12 protein-coding genes are annotated in these 20,307 nt (G+C 41.5%); 1 reads left to right on the top strand and 11 read right to left on the bottom strand.

Translation table 11 applies throughout. The features are described 5' to 3' along the window. Positions 1–17 precede the first annotated feature (17 nt). From GXK58_RS16795 to GXK58_RS16750, 10 genes are all read right to left on the bottom strand, one after another. A complete protein-coding gene (locus GXK58_RS16795; RefSeq protein WP_160724319.1) occupies positions 18–1,010 on the bottom strand; it encodes a LacI family DNA-binding transcriptional regulator in 993 nt (330 codons plus the stop codon). Positions 1,011–1,013: 3 nt separating this feature from the next. Then, complete coding sequence (locus GXK58_RS16790) at positions 1,014–2,072, bottom strand: aldose epimerase family protein (RefSeq protein WP_160724318.1); 1,059 nt, start codon at positions 2,070–2,072, stop codon at positions 1,014–1,016. A 27-nt stretch (positions 2,073–2,099) separates the two neighbouring features. Next, the gene (gene galT / locus GXK58_RS16785) at positions 2,100–3,581 is read right to left on the bottom strand and encodes a UDP-glucose--hexose-1-phosphate uridylyltransferase (protein ID WP_160724317.1); all 1,482 of its coding nucleotides are present in this window, start codon (positions 3,579–3,581) and stop codon (positions 2,100–2,102) included. 58 nt (positions 3,582–3,639) lie between these two features. Then, positions 3,640–4,803: a galactokinase gene (locus GXK58_RS16780; RefSeq protein ID WP_160724316.1), complete on the bottom strand. Its 1,164-nt coding sequence runs from the start codon at positions 4,801–4,803 to the stop codon at positions 3,640–3,642. A gap of 464 nt (positions 4,804–5,267) precedes the next feature. Next, positions 5,268–7,364 (bottom strand): beta-galactosidase, encoded by a 2,097-nt coding sequence (locus GXK58_RS16775; protein WP_237389698.1) that lies wholly within the window; start codon positions 7,362–7,364, stop codon positions 5,268–5,270. Between the two features lie 66 nt (positions 7,365–7,430). Beyond that, a complete protein-coding gene (locus GXK58_RS16770; protein WP_160724315.1) occupies positions 7,431–9,296 on the bottom strand; it encodes a DUF2264 domain-containing protein in 1,866 nt (621 codons plus the stop codon). Positions 9,297–9,347: 51 nt separating this feature from the next. Beyond that, positions 9,348–10,472 carry a glycoside hydrolase family 88 protein gene (locus GXK58_RS16765; protein WP_160724314.1) on the bottom strand — a complete coding sequence of 375 codons (1,125 nt, stop codon included), beginning with the start codon at positions 10,470–10,472 and terminating at the stop codon, positions 9,348–9,350. Positions 10,473–10,483: 11 nt separating this feature from the next. Continuing rightward, on the bottom strand, positions 10,484–12,313 hold the full coding sequence (locus GXK58_RS16760; RefSeq protein WP_160724313.1) for a heparinase II/III family protein: 1,830 nt from the start codon (positions 12,311–12,313) through the stop codon (positions 10,484–10,486). Positions 12,314–12,459: 146 nt separating this feature from the next. After that, positions 12,460–14,241, bottom strand: a complete 1,782-nt coding sequence (locus tag GXK58_RS16755; protein ID WP_160724312.1) for an ABC transporter ATP-binding protein — start codon at positions 14,239–14,241, stop codon at positions 12,460–12,462. Then, complete coding sequence (locus GXK58_RS16750) at positions 14,228–15,997, bottom strand: ABC transporter ATP-binding protein (RefSeq protein ID WP_160724311.1); 1,770 nt, start codon at positions 15,995–15,997, stop codon at positions 14,228–14,230. The genes GXK58_RS16755 and GXK58_RS16750 overlap by 14 nt, the downstream gene beginning before the upstream one ends. Before the next feature lie 146 nt (positions 15,998–16,143). Here GXK58_RS16750 and GXK58_RS16745 point away from each other — a divergent pair, with 146 nt between their 5' ends. Next, entirely contained in the window at positions 16,144–17,058 is a 915-nt protein-coding gene (locus GXK58_RS16745) for an AraC family transcriptional regulator (protein WP_160724310.1), read from the top strand. Positions 17,059–17,109: 51 nt separating this feature from the next. Here GXK58_RS16745 and GXK58_RS16740 read toward each other — a convergent pair whose 3' ends face one another. Beyond that, entirely contained in the window at positions 17,110–20,277 is a 3,168-nt protein-coding gene (locus tag GXK58_RS16740) for a family 43 glycosylhydrolase (RefSeq protein WP_160724309.1), read from the bottom strand. Positions 20,278–20,307: the final 30 nt, after the last annotated feature.

Here is a 20,307-nt window from a genome sequence, read left to right as displayed (position 1 = left end):
TCCTATCTTATTCTTGCTTAGAAACTGCTGTTTCGAATGATTAGTTTGGTGGCAATAAAGATTTTTTTGGCGGTTTTTCTGCCTTCGATTCTCTCCAATAGGGTATCTACCGCTGTTTCTCCCATTAACTCGGTATAGACTTTAACCGTACTTAAGGCGGGGAAAACGTATTTTGAGATGCTAATATCATTGACACCAATAAGGTTGACCCGCTCCGGTACCGCAATCCCTTCTTCTAGCAGTGCCCGCAAGGCCCCCACTGCAATCGAATCATTACCTGCAAAAAACGCAGTCGGCAGCTTGTCACCATGGTCAGCAATTGCCTGTTTCATCAAAGCGTGGCCATCATCGGCAGAAAATTTTCCATTATACATATAGCTTTGATTAAAAACTCCTTTATCGGTTAAATAACGTTTAAAGGTTTCTTCCCTTGCATCTTCAATGGCGGAGGTCTTATCTTTAAATTCCTCTTTACCGCCGATATAGCCAATCTCCTTATGGCCCTTTTCCATGAAATGATCCAAAACCTTATTCGTCGCCTTCTCAAAATCCACGACAATAGCGTCAAATCGCTCATCATCCGGAGAAGTATCGACAAACACAATATTTTGGGTAAGCGCCCGCAGCTCTTTCACTTGCTTTCGGCTAAACTTCCCAATCGCAATCAGCCCTTGAAGCTGATCATCTTCCATTAACTCATTATAGTTATCCTGGAAATACTTAACAAGTTGAAGACCATGATGACGGCAGCGGTTTTCGACACCCAGCCGTATCGACATATAGTATAAATCTTCAAGTTCTTCTTTTTCCGTATACCACTGAAGGACGGCAATCCTGCCGGAATCCTGCTTACGGGCAGGTTTCTTCTTATAAGAAAGCTCCTCAGCCGCCTCAAAAATCTTTTTCTTCGTCTCATCACTGACAGAAAGCGTTGTATCATAATTCAACACCCGTGAAACCGTCGCAATCGAAACTCCCGCTAATTGTGCAATATCTTTAATGGTAGCCATACATCAATCCCCTATAATCTTTGAAAAAAAACGATACGTGGTCTTCGAATAATATTCTTCCTCCGGATGTAAAACAACCGATGGGAAGTCCGAATGATTGACAGCATCAGGGAACCCTTGCGTTTCAAGACAGACACCTAAATAATTCTTCGCCTTAACACCTGATATGGTAAACGGCCCTTCTAAATTATTAGATGTATAGAGTACCACGCATGGTTGGTCCGTTGTTACAATTAACGTCCGCCCGCTTTCCTCATCACTTAAAACAATTCTTTGCCCGTCTTTCGCAGTAAAAATAAGCGGGTGGTCATAGCCATTACCCACCAATACATTTTGTGGATGTTCTGAATTTATTCCCGATAATAGTCTTCGTCCATGCTGAAAATCAAATGGCGTATTCTTAGCATATAAGATTTTACCTGTCGGAATCAAATCCTGCCCCAATTCTAAAAAGCGATCACTATTTACTTGAAGAATATGATTGGAACAGTCTGATTTTAAATTTCCACTTAGATTAAAATAGGAGTGATTGGTCAAATTGATAATGGTTTGTTGATCGGTTTTTCCCTTATAAGTAATCGTTAATTCATTTTTATTGTTTAATAGATAGGTAACATTAGTGTTCAAATTACCCGGGTAGCCCTCTTCACCATCTGGACTAAGGTAATGAAATTTCACACCAACGGCCTCATCTTCCTCTATTACATCAGCTTTCCAAACCACAGAATCAAAGCCCTTATTACCTCCATGTAAGTGGTTAGGATCGTTATTTTTAGCGAGCTGATATTCTTTTCCGTTCAATTCAAACCGGGCATCTTTTATTCTTCCTGCCACTCTTCCTACTACTGCCCCGAAGTATGGAGAAAGGTCCAGGTAATCTTCGAACTCATCAAAGCCGAGAACCACGTTTTCAACATTTCCATGACGGTCAGGAACAAGGATTTTCGTAATCACACAACCGTAATCAAGGCAGGAGACGGTCATCCCCGTCTCGTTGCTAAGGGTATATTCTCTTACTGGTTCTCCCTGATAATTTCCAACCACTCTATTTACTATCTTCAAGACGATCACATCCTTTAATGATTCCTCTTATAACTCATCAATAAATCTAGAGAAACCTGCCTGTCCTTCTTCATTCCGCTTATACACACCGGCGTCTTCTAATACTCTCAAAAACTTTCTGCCGACTTCTTCTCTTACCAGTTCTTCCACATTAGCTTTATCAGCTATTTTTCCATAGCAGTCCTTTAACCCATTTGCCCAGTCCTTATGATAGTCTGCGACCGTATCCGACTCACCAAGAATGAAGTTTTCCACCTCTTCCAGTTCCCTCTTAAGACGGGCAGGCAGCACAGCCAATCCCATTACCTCGATCAGACCGATATTTTCCTTCTTAATATGATGGACATCTGCATGCGGATGGAAAATGCCCAGCGGATGCTCGTCGCTCGTTCGGTTGTTGCGAAGAACCAAATCTAATTCGAACCTATCGCCATTTTTACGGGCAATCGGGGTAACCGTGTTATGGGGTGTCTCATCCGTCCACGCCCGAATATCAAGTGCTTCATCACTAAAGTTTTTCCATTTTTCCAAAATATGAGTTCCGGCTTCTACCAAGGCATTTGTTTCAGCTGAACGTAAGCGGATGACTGACATTGGCCATTTAACAACTGCACATTCGACATTCGAAAAACCTTCCATATTAAAAGTCCACTCGGTTTCGGCCTTTGCCATCGCGAATTGATAATTTCCGCCTTGATAATGTTCATGAGAAAGAATCGAACCGCCGACAATCGGAATATCGGCATTGGAACCTAAGAAATAGTGCGGAAATTGCTCCACAAAAGATAAAAGCCTTTTAAACGTCAACGGGCTGATTTTCATATCCTTATGCGTTTCTGATAACACAATGCAGTGCTCATTATAATAAACATAAGGAGAATATTGGAGGTACCAATTCTCATCTGTAACATTCATTCTGATCATTCGGTGATTTGAACGGGCTGGGTGGCCGATACGGCCGGCATACCCTTCATTTTCAATACAAAGCAAACATTTCGGATAACTTGATTTTCTAGCCAGCTTCTCAAGTTCGATACTCTTTGGATCCTTTTCCGGTTTCGATAGATTGATGGTAATGTCTAACTCCCCGTATTCGGTTGCAGCTTTGTACTCAATATTTTGGCGGATCCGTTTCATTTGGATATAATTGCTGTTTTTACTTAACTCATAAAAGTACTCAGTCGCAAGTTTTGGACTTTGCTGGTATTTTTTATAAAAATGCTCGTTCACACTTGATGGTCTGGCAATAAAACAATTCATGATTTTACTAGAGAAAATATCTTTTACATCAAAAATATCTTCGATGATACTTTGCTCGACTGCATAATCAACGATTTGTTCAAGGAGATCAGGGATTTCCGGGATCGGCTCTTCTATTTCTTCCTTCTGATACTCATCCAATTGCAACAGTGCAAGCAATTGATTTCTTGCATATAATTCATCATCCGGTTCAATCAACTGAGCAGCAAGTGCCTGCTCAATTAATTGTTGTATCAATTGAAAAATCATCTATGATCGCCACCTATTTTTAAAAACTTTTGGATGTGATAAAACTACCGAACCAATATTATAATTCTTTCGCCCCATCACCAATGCTGGCTGCATAAAAATCAGCTTCATATCCGATCTTTTCTGCATATGCAGCACCTACGTTTGCGATAAAGCTTTCAACTTGATCATTTTCAACAATCGCAATCGCGCAGCCGCCAAAGCCCGCCCCTGTCATCCGTGCTCCCAGGACCCCAGGCTGTTTCCAGGCAGCTTCTACTAAACTGTCAAGCTCAATTCCGGTTACTTCATAATCATCTCTCAGGGAGATGTGTGATTGATTGATTAATTGACCGAATGCATCTAAGTTCCCAGCTTTTAGTTCCTCAAGGGCTCTTATGGTTCTAGTATTTTCATATACGGCATGCTTTGCACGTTTGCGTACGATCTCATTTGTAATCAGGTACTGATTTTCATCAAAATCAGCCTCTGATAACTGCCCCAGCGCCTCAATTGGAAGCTTCTGCTGCAGCTGTGATAAAGCTTCTTCACATTCACCCCTGCGCTCATTGTATTTTGAATCTGCTAACTCACGGCGCTTGTTTGTATTCATAATGATAATTTTGTGGTTTTCCAGCTGAATCGGTGCGTATTCATATTTCAATGTCTGGCAATCCAGTAAAATACCTGCATCTTTTTTACCCATTCCAATTGCAAATTGATCCATGATTCCACTGTTCACACCAATGAACTGATTTTCAACCTGCTTTCCGATTTTTATGAGGTCAAGCCGCGGAATATCTAACCCAAACAATCCTGCGACAAGAACTCCTGTTAATAGTTCAATAGAAGCAGATGAGGATAAACCGGCTCCATTTGGGATATTCCCTTCAATGGCACATTCAAATCCAGATGGAATTTGGTAACCGGTCTCTATGATGTAACGTATCATTCCTTTTGGATAGTTAGCCCAGTTGTGGTCTTTGTTGTAGTCTAGTTGATCAAGGGTGAACTCAATAATCCCTTTGTCCGGAAAGTTAGCTGAATATAAACGAATAAGCTGATCTTCACGTTTCTTAGCAACTGCATACGTTCCGTAGGTGATGGCACATGGAAAGACATGTCCGCCGTTATAGTCTGTATGTTCCCCAATTAAATTAATCCGTCCAGGAGCAAAGAAAGATTTTTCAGGTGTTGCTTTAAAAATTCCCTCAAATATTGTATTAAGTTTTGTAACGGTCATTTTTTCGTTCCTCCGATCATGTAATCCTTTTCATTTATCTAATATCATTTTATCACCTCAGTAAAATAATTCAACGATTTTTTACTAAAATATTACTAAAATTTTATCTACAAAAAACAGACGTATGAACCAATGATTCATGCGCCTGCTTTTGTCTATTTTTTCTTGATTAATATGAAAGATTGACTTCTTCATCTGTCGTAGCAAGGACTGACTCTCTCCTTCGGGGGATGAGATCCTCTTTCATCTGCCGAAGCTAGGACTAGATTCCTCCTTCGGGGGTTGAGATCCCCTTTCATCTGCCGAAGCTAGGACTAGATTCCTCCTTCGGGGGTTGAGACCCCCTTTCATCTGTCGAAGCTAGGACTAGATTCCTCCTTCGGGGGTTGAGATCCCTTTTCATCTGCCGAAGATAGGACTGGAATCCTCCTTCGGGGGATGAGACCACCATTCATCTGTCGAAGCTATGACCGCATTCCTCCTTCGAAGGATGAGGCCCTTCCCCTTGCTTTTTCAAGAATGCGAACCTCATATTTTTCCAATGTTAATTCACCCTTGAGCTCCTCACCGGTAACTAAATCCTTTACTTGGTCTTCAATGACAATCGGCTGCTTTTCTTCGGTAAAATTCATAACAAAAATATAGTCATGTTCTGGAGACTGTCTAACCTGTACCGATACGCCCTTTTCATGTTTTATAAAAACAGCTGGATGAAGCGCTAATTCACTGATTAATTCCTGGTAAAAATTCCGATGAAACTCATCCTCTAACCGGCCGCCAAGATAATAGGTTTTGCCGCCTTTATACTGATGACTGGTTACCGCAGGGGTATTGGCATAAAAGTCTTCCTTGTATTGCCCTTCTGGCTTAGCCGTATTTAGTTCAATAACAGTCGCATAATCTTTCAATTCATACGATTGATTTCGGTAGATTACATAGTTTTTATCACTCGGATAAAGCGTATCGGTTTCAACCGGCCTCATTCCAAAGATTGCCTGCAAATCCTTATGCCATCCGCCAAGATAAGTTAAATCATGTTCATTGACTAGTCCGCTAATATAAGTCATCACTAATGTTCCGCCATTAGCAACAAACGACTTCAAACCTGCAATCATTTCTTCACTTACAAGATAAAGCATGGGGACAATTAATAGTTTATAACCAGAGAATTCTTGTTCTTTTGTAATCACATCCACCGGGATATCCTGTTCCCAGAAAGTCCGGTAATGAGCCACTAATGTTTGGGGATAGCGCTTAGTCTCTTTGCCAAACCCTTGTGCATCATTTAAAGCCCAATTACTTTCCCAATCATAAAGAATGGCCACATCTGCCGGTCGATTCGTGCCAACGATGTCGGACAACTTCTCTAAAGTTTGCCCCACTCCTGCAACATCTTGGAAGACACGATTCTCTGAACTATTATCATGATCGACCACGGCACCATGAAATTTTTCCGATGATCCGCGGGATTTCCGCCATTGGAAGTACATAACACTGTCAGATCCATGAGCAACCATTTGCATTGATGAAAGCAGGTGCATACCTGGACGCTTTGCTTTATTGACTTTATGCCAGTTGACAAGGCTTGGGGTAGACTCCATTAATAAGAATGGCTGTTGTTTCAGACTTCGGTATAGGTCGTTAATAAACCCAACCCTCATCGCCAAATCAGCCGTACTTTCCCAATCATTATGCCATGCAGGGTACGCATCCCAGCTGAGTACATCAAGATGTTTAGCAAACTTGCTATAGTCGAGGGCCTGAAATGGAATCAGTTCATGTGTATCTGCCATAAAGTTTGTTGTAATTGGAATATTCGGCGTCAATTCTCTGATCGGGACTATTTCATTTTCAAAAAAAGAAATGGTTTGGTCCGTGACAAACCGGCGCCAATCAAGGTTCAATCCATGAACCATGTTTTCACCTAATGGAGATGGAGATTCAATCTGTGACCAATCACTGTAAGTATGACTCCAAAATGGCCCCCACCAGGCGTCATTCAAGGATTTTAAATCATGATTGTATTTTTCCTTAAGCCAGTCTCTAAAAGCAGCCTGGCATTTTTCACAATGACATTCCCCTCCGTACTCGTTGGAAATATGCCACATTAAAAGGGATGGATGCTCTCCATATCGCTCTGCTAATAATCGGTTCATCACTTGGGTTTTTTCACGGTAAACTCCTGAAGTAAAACAGTGATTATGTCTGCCGCCATGCAGCTGCTTTACCCTTGAAGCATTGACACGCAATACTTCTGGATATTTTTGAGACATCCAGGCAGGGCGTGCCCCGCTTGGCGTAGCCAGAATAACCCTTCCTCCTATTCCCTGAATGTTGTTAAAAATCTCATCTAACCATTCAAAACGGTAGATTCCCTCTTCCGGCTCCAAAGCAGACCAAGCAAAAATCCCGATGGAAAATGTATTCGTATGGGCGAGCTTCATTAGTTCAATATCATCAGCTAATATATCAGGACGGTCTAACCATTGATCTGGGTTATAGTCTCCTCCGTGCAGCATGAACTTTGCTTTCGTCGTATAGGTTTTTTCATATTCTTTCATATTAATCTCCTTTAATTACAAAAGGTTTTTTACAGAAAAAGAGACTGATATCCAAACTCTCCGAGTTTAAAGAGTTACAACATCTTTAGAAATAATAACTTTCCCGGGTCCTTTACCAATACTAATTTCCTCACCCGTAACAACCACATCCGGTACAGCATCCCAAAGCTTATTGACATTCCCGCTGCCTGGTTCCCCAAATACTGCATTTACTAACCAGTGTGTACCAGGCTTAAGGCTTGCCTTAATTGCGGGTATAACGGTTCGAGTATACATAAGATTGGTATTTGCATTTGGATACACCAAATCTGCCTGCCCGCTTCCATACATACTTTTGATGCCGCTTGCTCCCCAAGGGAACATGGCTAAGCTTTCTTGCTGATTTACTGCGTGTTCTATTTTTTGGTCCTTATATTGGTTATGTTCCAATCCTAGTGCAAAGCCGCCATCTGCAACATCCAGGCTTCTCTTTGTCTCAATACAATGGATTCGGGTATGCCATGGCGCCCCGGCCACAATCCAAGTTCGTATCACGACATCATTCCACGGCTTCCACTTTGTGTAAATAACATTCTCACTCACGTTTATTTCTTCACACTTTCTTTTACCTCTAAAAATATGATCTCCCTCAGCTACAGCAAGCATCGAATCAAATGCCCCCTGCCCAAGCCCCCACTCTGCTTTCGGAACACTAAAGCCAAAAACATTGGAGTAAACAAATTTCTCATATTTTGCCGCAGTATGGGAGTGGTCATTTGTGTGCAGATAGCCCGCGTTAAACGCAGCAATATGGTTTTTATCTTCCTGCCTGCACAATATAAAGCGCGGTGCCGGTTGAGCAACTTTTGTTTTCAAATCCGGCAGCGGCATTTCTTCAGCCTGCCAAAATGGGTGACTATCCGGCAGTGCCAGCGGTAAAAAGGTTTTCAGTGCCCAATAAGGTGAACCGGGTGCATTATAATTCTCCGCCATAATTAAATTGGGATAACGATACCCAATGGTTAACAAACCATTGGAATCAAAAATAGGCTGACTGAACCACCAGCGGAGGTTTCTAAAAATAAGTCCTTTCATAACCCCTAGTGGAAACGGCCCCGCCCCAGCATAAACGAGTGCACTCCAAAAAGCAGATTGGGCAAATCGATAGGTTAAGCTTCTGCCATATGGGAGGGCAGAACCATCGCCGGCAAACCAATAGATAAAATCTTTCGCAAAGGCCTCTGCTCTGCTTATGTAGCGCTGCGCCCTGATTGGGTCTTCCTTACCCATCAGTGCTGCATATAGAAGACTGTAAAAATGAATCGCGAATGGCCCGTAATAATCACAATGGGCATCTATACCATCGGCATACCATCCTTCTCCTAGATAAAATTGATCAATCCGGTCAAGGTTCTCCCTTACTTTTCCCTCATCATATGGCAAGCCTGCTTTTTTAAAACCAAGGTTAACAAGGACAGGAAAAAACAGCCAGTTGCAATCATATACTTTGATTTGATTAATCTGGTTAAGCCAGTTATATAGATTTTCTTTATCTTGGTTAGATAACGGTTCCCAAATCTTTTCGGGAATTAAGGCAAGTGCATATCCGAATGCAGCCATTTCGACTGCTTTTTGATGAAAGTCGGAAACCTCTCCCCAGTATTCCTCATGGGTTGGGTTCGTACCATTCTTAATGCCTTCTAGACACTCTTCCCATATTTCAGATTCTTCTCCCCCGGCCAACAGTGGGATAAGACCCCATAGGACTCGAGAGAACCCCTCCATTCCTGCGATGGAGTCTGAGTAGCCTGCACCTGTACTGCCTATTTCAAGAAGGGCCTTCCCCTTACTGTAATAGGGCTTCAATGGATTAATTAGTTGATTGATGGCTTTGATAAAATCTTCTCGTGATTGGAGAGGATTTGTTTGTATAGGTAAATTGAGTTTTAACATTACACGAACGCTCCTTTTAACTGCGAGTGGTCCGATTACCGGCCGATTATTCTACCAAAATAATTCCTTAAAACCTTTTAATCTCGCAAGACCTTCAACAAAAAAGTAATCCCCATAAATCAGCGGGTTATCCGTATACTTCCCTTCAGGAAAATGACTTGTACCATGCAGGATCAATCCTTCCTCCGTACCATCCCAGTCCCCATAATTTCGGTAAAGGGATTCGAGGATCTTTTCCCCTGCCCGCTGGTAAACAGCCGATTCTGCCGCTGTTACCTTATTTGCCAATAACAAGAGGCCTGATGCGGCAATCGCCCCTGCAGAGGAATCTTTTGGAGAATCGATTCCCGCAGGAAGGCGGAAATCCCAGGCTGGAACATGATCTTCCGGAAGATGGGCGATAAAGAAATGAGCCACCCGTTTGGCGGTTTCTAAGTATTTTGTATCCCCTGTATAATGGAAGCATACTGTCAGACCATAGATTGCCCAAGCTGTTCCCCTTGACCAAGCTGAATCCGGACCGTAGCCTTGTCCGCCGATTGCCTCCAGCTTTTCCCCGCTTTCAGGATCGAAGCGGACAATATGATGAACACTGCCATCATTCCGGATAAAATGCTCTAAAACTGTATCAGCATGCTTTTGGGCCATACTTTTAAACCTTGGGTCACCTGTTTCTTCACTAGCCCAATATAAAAGCGGCAAATTCATCATGCAATCAATAATGGCAACTCCGCTATTGTCTTCGCCCTCCGTCCATGGATTCCAAGCTCTGATGAAGTTTCCATTTACATTAAATCTCCCCATTAGAAGATTGGCTGCCAGGAGTGCACGGCGTTTGGAATCCTCATTTCCCAAGAGCTTATATTGGGCAACACTCGTTAGTGTCCACATAAATCCCATATCATGATCCAACCGATAATACTCATTTTGGACAGTGTCAAGCTTCAGCTCGCATTCCTCTGCCAGCTGCTTTAACCCAGCATCTTTTGTATCCTGATAGACCAGCCACAACAATCCCGGCCAAAAACCTGCTGTCCACCAGTGCGGCTCCGCAAGGATATAGGCCCCGTTATCACTTGCATGAGGAAAATTGGCACCTATCTTTTTGCTGGTTCTGTCAATTTTTCTAGTCACTTGCTGCCATGCTTCTTCTACCCACTTCATTCGCTCTGTCATCTTCTCCACCCCTACGATTCAAATTGAAAAACAAGCTGGACACTACAGTCCGGTTCTGGATTTACTACCGTAAAATCTAGTGCCATATGATTCTCTGTTTCTCCAAAATGGTTCTGAAATTCAAGTATTCTCACAACTAGACTAAGTTTTGTTTTATCATAGGTAATTCTCAATTTTCCCTTTCCTTCAAGAAGGATTCCTTTTTCATCCTTCGATACAGAAAGTGCAGGGATGATCAGCCTTTCGATAATTGATTCAGGCTGTTTTGTAAAAGAATAGATATCTTCCAAAATAAGTTTCGGCTGATTTAATTTGACCCAAGTAAATTTTCGAGATAATTTTTGAAGGCTCTCTACTTCGTATGCCTTTTCAAAATCAAATTCAAAGGTGTCAATCTCTTCTCCAAACGAAACATTTTGAATCGCCGCCCGCCTCTTTGAGCCCTCTTTTTGAAATCGATTATTAATAATCGGAACAGAATGCCCCTGCGACCCGTTACATAAATACGAGTAGCGTTTTTCACTAAAGTAATCCTTCGTATATAAACCAGAGCCCAAATCTTTTAAAAACACTTCATTGTTTCCTTGCAGTATAAAATGGCCGATATCATTATGATTATGCGGTTCATCATTATGGCCGCCTTTGGCTGCAAAGGAAAAACTTCCATATTCCGATTGATGCCTTGAAATAAACCAGGCTGACTCTTCCGAGTAAAAGGTCCCGCTTTTCCACGCTTCCGGTAAAACGGTTTCATCGAACCACAGCAGGTTGCGGATCGCCGGGGCCCACCTGCTGCAATGGTCATCCGAATATTTGGCACGGAGATCCTCTTCGGGAACTTCAAAGTCACCATAAATTCTGCTTAAATAATGGCTTAACCCTAGAAAAATTTTCGCTTCAGGTGAGGCATCGGAAAAGTTCACAACCAAATTCCGGTTCAGAAAACATCTTTGTTGAAAGAGAGCGATCTGATGAACCTTTTCTGAATCAAATAAATCCACTTGGCCCCTTGTACGTTTTTTTAATAAATCTGCAAAATAGACATAATAACCAAAGCCATATTGCCAGTACCCGTATCCTTCAAGGCAAATGCCATCCTGATTGAAGCCCTTTAAATAAGAGTCCATGGCCGGAAGCACCCGTTCTAGTATCATCGCGAGTTCCCGGGTATCCTCCATTAAATGCAGAGCGGCAGCACCAACCGAGCCCGCACAGACAGCTGCCCAGTTATGGGTTTGGGTCTCCCAGCCAAATTGTTTTTCATAGAAGGGGTGGAAGATCCGCTTGTATACTTCCTCATAAATGCGCTTACAAATTAGTGGACTCAAATACTCTTCCGTCAGCTTTAATATTTCTGCCAATGAAAATGCAGTTTCTGCAGCAAACAAGTCAATGGTATAGCCTTGAACAATTGGTTTATCCAAGAAGTAATTTACTTGAGTTGATGTTTCAGGACTGTTCATCAAATGGGCTGGCAGGCACCATGAATACTCATTGCAAATAGACCAGATTGTATTTTCTAACGCATTTAAATACTCTATATTTTCCGGTTCAAGAAGCAGCATGATTGCAAAGGTATTCAGACGCCTCCTTTTTTCGAAATATAGTTTTTCATATTCGAGACGGGAACCCGACTCAGTAAAAATCCTAAATACTGAATAGGTTAATACTTGGTCCTTTTCCTGAAGAAGCCTTTTAGCGTCTATTCGGATTTCCTTAAAGCACTGCTGTAAAACAGGATTTTGAGCCGTGTTTTTCCACCAGCTGTCTTTTGCATTCTTACTTGAAAAAAGAAGAGCAGTCTCCGAACTTATTAGACTCTGAAAATCTGATGTAATCAATTATCCAACCTCCTGCCTTTGAAATGGGTTTCATAATAAAATAAGAAAAATAGTGCCTCGTAACTCTTGATGATTACCGGATAAAGAAAAAATGGAACTTTGTTACTCTCTCTCGAGGAACAACAAAGTTCCTAACTTTTATTTTCTCATCCTACCTCTAAAGATTGATGCTGTGACTGATGCAGCTTCCAATAGTAACTTTTGTGGCTCAATAACTCATGATGAGAACCTTCCTCGATGATTCTGCCCTTATCAATGACAAGGATGCGGTTTGCATTTTGAATCGTCGATAGGCGGTGGGCAATAATAAAAGAGGTTCTTCCCGCAAGTAACGTCTCAAGGCCCTTCTGCAGCGCCAGCTCAGTTTCTGTATCAATTGATGATGTCGCCTCATCCAGGATTAAAATCTTAGGATCAGCTAATAGTGCACGGGCAAAGGAAATCAACTGTCTTTGACCGGTAGAAAGTCTTGTGCCTCTTTCGTTTACCTCGGTATAATACCCATCTGCAAGTCCGCTGATAAACTGGTGAGCCTGAACTGCCTTGGCCGCTGCAATAACTTCTTCATCCGTTGCATCCAGCCGGCCATAGCGGATATTATCCATAATGGTTCCGGAAAAAATAAAGGGATCTTGGAGCATGACCCCCATTTGCTTCCTTAACGATGGAATCGTGACGGCGCTGATATCCACACCATCGATTTCAATTTTCCCGCTGCTGACATCGTAAAAGCGGCTAAGCAAACTAACAATCGTCGTCTTTCCTGATCCTGTAGCCCCTACGAGTGCGATTGTTTCACCAGGATTGACGGAGAAGCTTACATTTTTAAGGATTCTATCCCCTTCTTCATATTCAAACACCACTTCTTTAAACTCCACTTTTCCTTTGATCATCGGAAGCTCGGCAGCATTCGGACGATCCTCCACCGTCGGGCGTTCATCAATCATTTCAAAAATTCTCTCTAAGTAGGCGGTGGCATTAATAATTGCATTATAGAAGTTCCCGATATTAGCGATTGGCGCCCAAAACATACTTATATAACCAACAAAGGCTACCAAAGCACCGACTGTAACGCCTTCCCCAATCTGAGAGATACCGACAACATAAATGAGTGAAGTTGTGAGAATAGAAATATTTTCGATTGAAGGCCATAATAGGAACTGAATTCGTACAGCTTTCATCCACGAGCTTCGATAACTCTCAGATACATCACTAAAAATGCGTTTATTTTCTTCTTCCCTTGTAAAAGCTTGGGTCACTTTAATCCCATTGATACTTTCGTGAATATAAGCATTCATATTGGACTGCTTATTACTCAATATCTGCCATGCTTTGCGCTGTGCATTTTTTATAAGGAGGATTACCGCTGCGAGGACAGGGAATCCGAGCATAGCCATAAGTGTCAGTTTTACATCAATCGCTAACATAAAACCGATAATGACAAACAGGCTGAACAGGTCCGTAATCAAATTAATTAAACCATTCGATAACAAATCACTTAAGGAGTTAACATAGTTAACCACCCTCACTAAAATTTTACCATGCGGCCTGCTGTCATAAAAAGAAAAGGATAATTTTTGCAAATGGGTAAACAAATCTTTCCTAATATTAAGGATGACACTTTGCCCAATCTGGGACATCATTCTAATTCGGTATTTCATACAAATCCCGGTTATAACGAGGGCCCCAAGGTAAATACAGGATAGAAAAAGTAAATTGCCCACATCTTTATTCGGAATACTTTCATCAATTGCCCTTTTAATCAGATAGGGTCCAATTAAATTGGCTCCGCTGGCAATAAGCATAATTAAAACGGTCAAGAGAATCTTTTTTCTATAAGGTTTTAAATAGGTAAACAATCGTTTCAGATGAACAAAGCTAAATGGTGAATCTAACTCTTCATCCACATCAAATTTATTGCGCGCCATTGAGATAGATCACTTCCTCGCCATTGTGCTGACCATCAAAATTCCCATTTTGATTCATAAACACTTTATAGTAATATCCTTTTTTCGCAAGCAGCTCTTTATGTTTTCCTCTTTCAATGATGGTTCCATGTTCCATGACCAAGATTATATCGGCCTCTTTTACGGATGAAATTCGGTGAGCAATGATAAAACAAGTTTTTTCTTTAAGTAATGTCTTTAAAGTCCGCTGGATACGGAGCTCTGTTTCCATATCAACTGCAGATGTCGTGTCATCGAGAATTAAGACGGATGGATCTTTTAGAATGGCACGTGCTAAAGCAATCCTTTGTCTTTGCCCTCCTGACAGACCGACTCCCCGTTCTCCGATAATGGTGTCGTATCCTTCTTGAAGATTCGTTATGAAGTCATGAGCCTCTGCCATTTTTGCAGCTGATTGTACATCCTCCAAGGAGGCATCTGGATTCCCATACGCAATATTGCCTTCAATTGTATCGGAAAAGAGGAAAATATCCTGCATGACCATGGCCATACTATCTCTTAATTTGGCCATATCCCAATCTTTCACATTAAGGCCATCTACTTTAACTTCCCCGCCCGTTGTGTCATAGAAGCGGCTTAAGAGATTGACCATTGTTGATTTACCCGAACCTGTTGGCCCGATAATCCCTACGGTTTGGCCTGGCATTACTTTAAAACTGATATCATTTAAGACCTGTTCGTCTCCGTAACTAAAGGACACATGGCTAAACTCGACTACGCCATTCATGTGTCTGATATTCGTTTTAGTTACTTCGTTGATAATCTCAGGCTCAGTATTTAACAAGTCTTCCACTTTTTCAGCTGAAGCTATAAACCTCTGCACATCGTTGAGCAGCCAGCCAGCCATCCGCATTGGATTATTTAACGCCCAAATCAAAGAGTTAAAGGTTACTAGTTCACCAAAAGTAAGCGATCCATTAATAACCATTATTCCGCCCACTAAAATCATCACAACCGTTAATACGCCTGCAAGTGAATCGAGAACTGGCAAATACTTTTCCCACACTTTTGCCGAGTTAAGACTCTTTTCCTTAAATGCCTCATTTTCGACTGAAAACTTATTAATCTCGTAGTCTTCTTTTGCGAATGCCTTTACAACCCGATTTCCGCTAATGTTTTCCTGTACCACAGAGTTTAATCGAGCAAACTGTCCCCTAATTTCTGAAAAGGTAGGTTTAACTGTAAAGGATAACCTGGTGGCAAAAAAGCCAATAATCGGTGTTACCGCTATCATTGCGAGGGCCAACAATGGGTTAATATAGAACATAAACCCGATTGCAATAATTAAGATGGTTAAATTTTCGAAGATCATATAGATGGCCCATGCGGTGAAATGTCGTACAGCTTCAAGATCGCCTGTCATTCGAGCCATAATATCCCCTGTCTTCGTTCGATCGAAAAAACTGAAATCCAATTGCTGAAGTCTGTCATACAACTGTTCTCTAATTTTGAAAATTACATTTTGTGAAACTAGTTCAAACATTAATTGATAATTATAGCGAATGACCGTCTTTACAACAGTTACCCCTATCATCGCTCCTAAAAAGGGCCATAATAGGCCGCTCTGGTGGCCATAAATCACTTTATCGACAATTTTTCCTGCAAAATATGGATTTAACATGTTTAACATGGAAACCACTAATGCCAGAAAAAGACCGCTAAACATTCTTATCCGAAAGTTCCTAATATACCCCCACACCCAACGTATGCTTTGCATGATTCACTTCCCCCTTCCTACAACCCCTTACTATAAATACATTAAAATAAAAACATTTATGAACCTATTATAGTGTTATTATTAAAGAATAAAATATAAAATCATAACATAAAATTGCACAATCCTAACATTAGAGGAGAGATCAAATGCTTCAATTGTTTGCCCCGCCTTTACCAACTCTTCTTGCGGCCGGTAAGAATATTTTTGATATTGGCCAAGCACATTTAAATCGGAACAATATTGGTGTTTTTGATTTATTAGTTGTCACAAAAGGACAATTGTTCATGGGTGAGGATTATCGTAAATATAAGGTCTTCAGCGGTAATGCATTGATACTCTACCCAGATCGGTACCATTATTCCACTTCCAATTGTGAACAGTTGACTGAATTTTTTTGGTTTCATTTCATAGCCGCAAAAGGATGGAAGGACCTGACCATATCGAAACCAATTCATCATGAAGAGAGAGCAGGTATAGATGGCGGAAACTGTTTATCAGAGAGCCCATTTGGGATCACCCTGCCCAAATATTGCAAACTATCCAATCCCGAGGCGGTTGAACTCCTCTGTTCAAAAATTATTTCTTCTGAGAATGAGTCCCTTTATTCGGGAGAATGGCAGCGGCAAATACTCTTCCAGCAATTACTGCAGGAACTTTCGAATCACATGCATTTAGCCAATTCTATGCCTGCATTTGCGGTAGCAGAAAAGGCAGCGGTTTATTTACGGAAAAATTATGCTCAAAAAGTGACCTATGAAGATTTAGGGAGGGCTCTTAGATTTCATCCGAATCATATTGCAAGATGTATGATCCAATCCTTTGGCTGTACTCCTATTGAATATGTAAATAAGATTCGTATTGATCAGGCTAAGATATTATTGGTTTCAACGGATTGGAGCATCGATAGGATTTCAGAAAGCAGCGGTTTCACACAATCCGCCTATTTCAGCAGGATCTTTAAAAAACTGGAACATCTATCTCCCCATCAGTTTCGAAAACAATATGTCGGGAAAGTGCCTAATCATAAACTAGAAATAAAAAACAATGAGGACACGCTCTAGTTAGGTTTTTAACTTAACTAGGACGTGTCCGGTTTATTATTCTTTTCTCTATTATTTTAATAAAAGGTTACTAGATAAAGAGGTTAATATTTTTGCTTGCTTTTCCGTAAGAGCTTTACCACCTTGGGCAGACAGCTCATTCACATATGCTGTAAGTTTGCCTGCCACTGCCTCTTTATTTCCTCTAGCAGATGCTTCTTTTGCTGATGCAAGTTTGGCTGTAAGTGAATTCTTTATAGCATCGTCTTTAATAAATGACTCAGTCAAGCGGCTTAGACTATCAAAATCAACCGTTACTGTAAATTGGATGTCAGCTTCCGATGTATTCCCTGTACGATCTGTTGCTTTTGCGGTGAATGTATTTTCACCTAAACTATACTCATATGCTGGTCCTTCAATGGACGGGCAATCAACAGAGGCAATTCCAGATAAATCATCACTCGCGCTGCAGGAGATAGAAATGTTCTCATCAACAGAATAGCTTTCCTCATTCCCCTTAACAGTAATGACTGGGGCTGTTGTATCTTCTTCCACAATCATAATCCAGCTGATTTGCGGATCTGGTGAACCAGGTACCCTGCGGACCGTCACATCCAGTTTCCCGTCTGTAACGTTCACATGTTGATAGCTTAGGACATCATAAGAACTTGTGAATACATATCCCTTGGTTTTGGTTTCACCATTAATCAGAATATCCGCTTTACGGCTTCCCTTTGTCGATGTATACCAGCGATCATATAGACCGGTATATACGGTGTATTTACCATTCTTTAAATCAAACTTATAGGAAAGGTCATCACCGGAATTCGCTAATAAGTAGCGTAAAGAAGAAAATAAATCATCACCTTCTCCGCCGGCAGGTCTTGTTTGATTCCCCACATAGCCCCATGTTTGGCCATTAGCCGGGTCATATTTCTGATCAATAACATCTTTGTTTACTAGTGTATTCTCCATATAAGAAGACCATGTCATGTAATCACTTGTTTTCACTCCGCTGGCATGGACAAAATATCTTACATGATCCGGAATCACTAAGATTTTGGTTCTAATCACTTTATTTGCCAACTCAGAAAGCGTACCTTCAACGACAACCGTACCTGGTTTAGAGAAATTTTCAGGATGAATCGCCCATGTTACCGGCGTATCAAGCTTGCCTCCCTCTGAATTCGTTACGTTGATCTTATCCGGTAAAGCGGGCACTTGACCAACAGACACCTTCTCAGGCAGTTCTGTATTGATAGTGACTTTCCCCATTCTGTCTAATGTATCCAGTTTCCACTCGTCATACCATTGCAAACTTATTTCATCACCCTGGCCAAACTCGATTGGCAGCCAGATATATCTTGAGTCCTTAAGATCGCTGGCCTTCCATCTGTCGGCCATGAAGATGAATTTTCCCTTTTTCGCATCGACGGGAATGACATTGGTACTTTGTGAATCAAATGTGGTAGAAGCTTTGGCTCCTATCGAAGGATCGCGCAATGGCTTCCAATCTCCAAAAATAGTATCCGCCACTGTATACCTTGCCGGATTAGGGTCCCAGCCGGTAGCGCCAGATGTAATTAAATAGTATTTTCCTTGATATTTAAACATGGCCGGTGCTTCACGCTGCGCCCCAGGGAATACCCTCACATAATCCTCACCATATACGGCTTTGTACTCAGTATCGCGTTCTACCTTTCCATCCTTATGCCAGCCAACCACATCTGTATAGGAATCGTTCAGCTTTGAAATATAAATGGTCATATTTTCTTCGCTGGAATAAATCAAGTAAGCTGTACCGTCGTCATCCTTAAATAAATTCATATCACGTGCCATTCCTGGCTGGTTTGGCTGTCCATTATAAGCAGCATCTTTTGGTGCTCTGTCCATACGATTACTTTCTTGGTAAACGAACGGTCCTGTAGGAGAGTCACTTAATGCATAACCCGCTTCAGCTTTTGCATACATTGCCGTCGATGTTGTCGAAGGTCCATCGGTATGCATCCACATGACATATTTTTTCGTCTTTTCATTGTAGATGACTTTAGGTCTTTCAATTACCCTGTCGGTACCAATATCATTTAGAATATCGGCCTTGTCCTGTCTGCCTTCATAAAGCTTAGAGATTAACGGGTCGGTTTCGAACTGGCCGATGGACTCAATTGCGGTAAGGGCTAAGCCTTCATCTTTCCAGTTATATAGATCAGTAGAAGAATAGACTCTTACCCCTCTGGCAGGAAGATATCCATTGGTTTTATCTTCCCCGTACCAATAATATTTCTTGGATTGCTCATCATACATAATCCCGCCGCCGTGTGCCTGGATTGGAGCACCATTTGTATCGTTCCATACTTGCCCGGGTTTATAGGAAGTATTCGGAGCGTAGATAGTAAGCCCTGTCAGCGCAGTGTCTAGATTTTTTATGGCTGTTCGAATTTTCTCCTGATTGGTTTTATTCTGTGCATCTAACCCATTTTCTTTGATCGTTTTAACCAGGGCATCTGCTTGTGTAATGGCTTTATTTAGTGACTCCAGGCTGAATTGGGTATAGGTATCTGTTTTTTCCGCCTCCTTCTTTGCTGATTCTACTTTTGCCTCCAAATCTGAAAGAGGAATCACTACATAATTTTTAATAATAATATAGTTTACTAATGGGTCATTATAGTTTGATAGGGAAGCTGTGGCAGGTCCTTGGATTCTTACATCTAATTCTCCATCCGTTACCGAAACCTGTTGATACGTGACTTCTTTTTCAGCATTATAGCTTCCAATATCCAAATCTCCATTGGATAGATTCTGCCCCTCACTGATGATATTGACACTTCGGCCGCTCCACGGGTTTTTGAATCCTAATGTAAGATCATATTGACCATTCGGCAGCTCGAACTTATACTCTAATGCCTTATCCCTAACTTGCGTCCCGTTATAATATCGAAGTGAGCCTAATTTATCAGCGCCATTTGAGACACTAGTACTGCTGGTGGTGGTTACTAGTCCCCATTTTTTCCCTGTAAGGCTGTCTACACCGTATTTTTGTTCTGTTGTACTAGAATACAGTCCAAATTGATCGGTTCCCTCGACCGTATCAGGGGTCGGGTCACCTGCATTTACAAAATAGAGCACGTTATTGTCCACGGTTGTCCCTTCAGCAGAAACATGTCCGGTTGAGGGTAAGACTGGAATTGTAATGAGTGAAGCGGTTAAAATGGATGATACAACCTTTTTAATTTTAAGCAACAAGGTTCCTCCTTACTTGAATCATGTTTC

The sequence above is a fragment of the Bacillus sp. USDA818B3_A genome, assembly GCF_009928415.1.
Lineage (GTDB): Bacteria > Bacillota > Bacilli > Bacillales > Cytobacillaceae > Neobacillus.
Note: the sequence above shows the minus strand (reverse complement) of the source record. Positions and strands in the feature narration are given on the sequence as shown.

Excerpts from the sequence above, each read along its gene's own strand:
- GXK58_RS16795 (WP_160724319.1), bottom strand. The coding sequence starts at position 1,010 with ATGGCTACCATTAAAGATATTGCACAATTAGCGGGAGTTTCGATTGCG.
- galT (WP_160724317.1), bottom strand. The coding sequence starts at position 3,581 with ATGATTTTTCAATTGATACAACAATTAATTGAGCAGGCACTTGCTGCT.
- GXK58_RS16780 (WP_160724316.1), bottom strand. The coding sequence starts at position 4,803 with ATGACCGTTACAAAACTTAATACAATATTTGAGGGAATTTTTAAAGCA.
- GXK58_RS16775 (WP_237389698.1), bottom strand. The coding sequence starts at position 7,364 with ATGAAAGAATATGAAAAAACCTATACGACGAAAGCAAAGTTCATGCTG.
- GXK58_RS16770 (WP_160724315.1), bottom strand. The coding sequence starts at position 9,296 with ATGTTAAAACTCAATTTACCTATACAAACAAATCCTCTCCAATCACGA.
- GXK58_RS16765 (WP_160724314.1), bottom strand. The coding sequence starts at position 10,472 with ATGACAGAGCGAATGAAGTGGGTAGAAGAAGCATGGCAGCAAGTGACT.
- GXK58_RS16755 (WP_160724312.1), bottom strand. The coding sequence starts at position 14,241 with ATGGCGCGCAATAAATTTGATGTGGATGAAGAGTTAGATTCACCATTT.
- GXK58_RS16750 (WP_160724311.1), bottom strand. The coding sequence starts at position 15,997 with ATGCAAAGCATACGTTGGGTGTGGGGGTATATTAGGAACTTTCGGATA.
- GXK58_RS16745 (WP_160724310.1), top strand. The coding sequence starts at position 16,144 with ATGCTTCAATTGTTTGCCCCGCCTTTACCAACTCTTCTTGCGGCCGGT.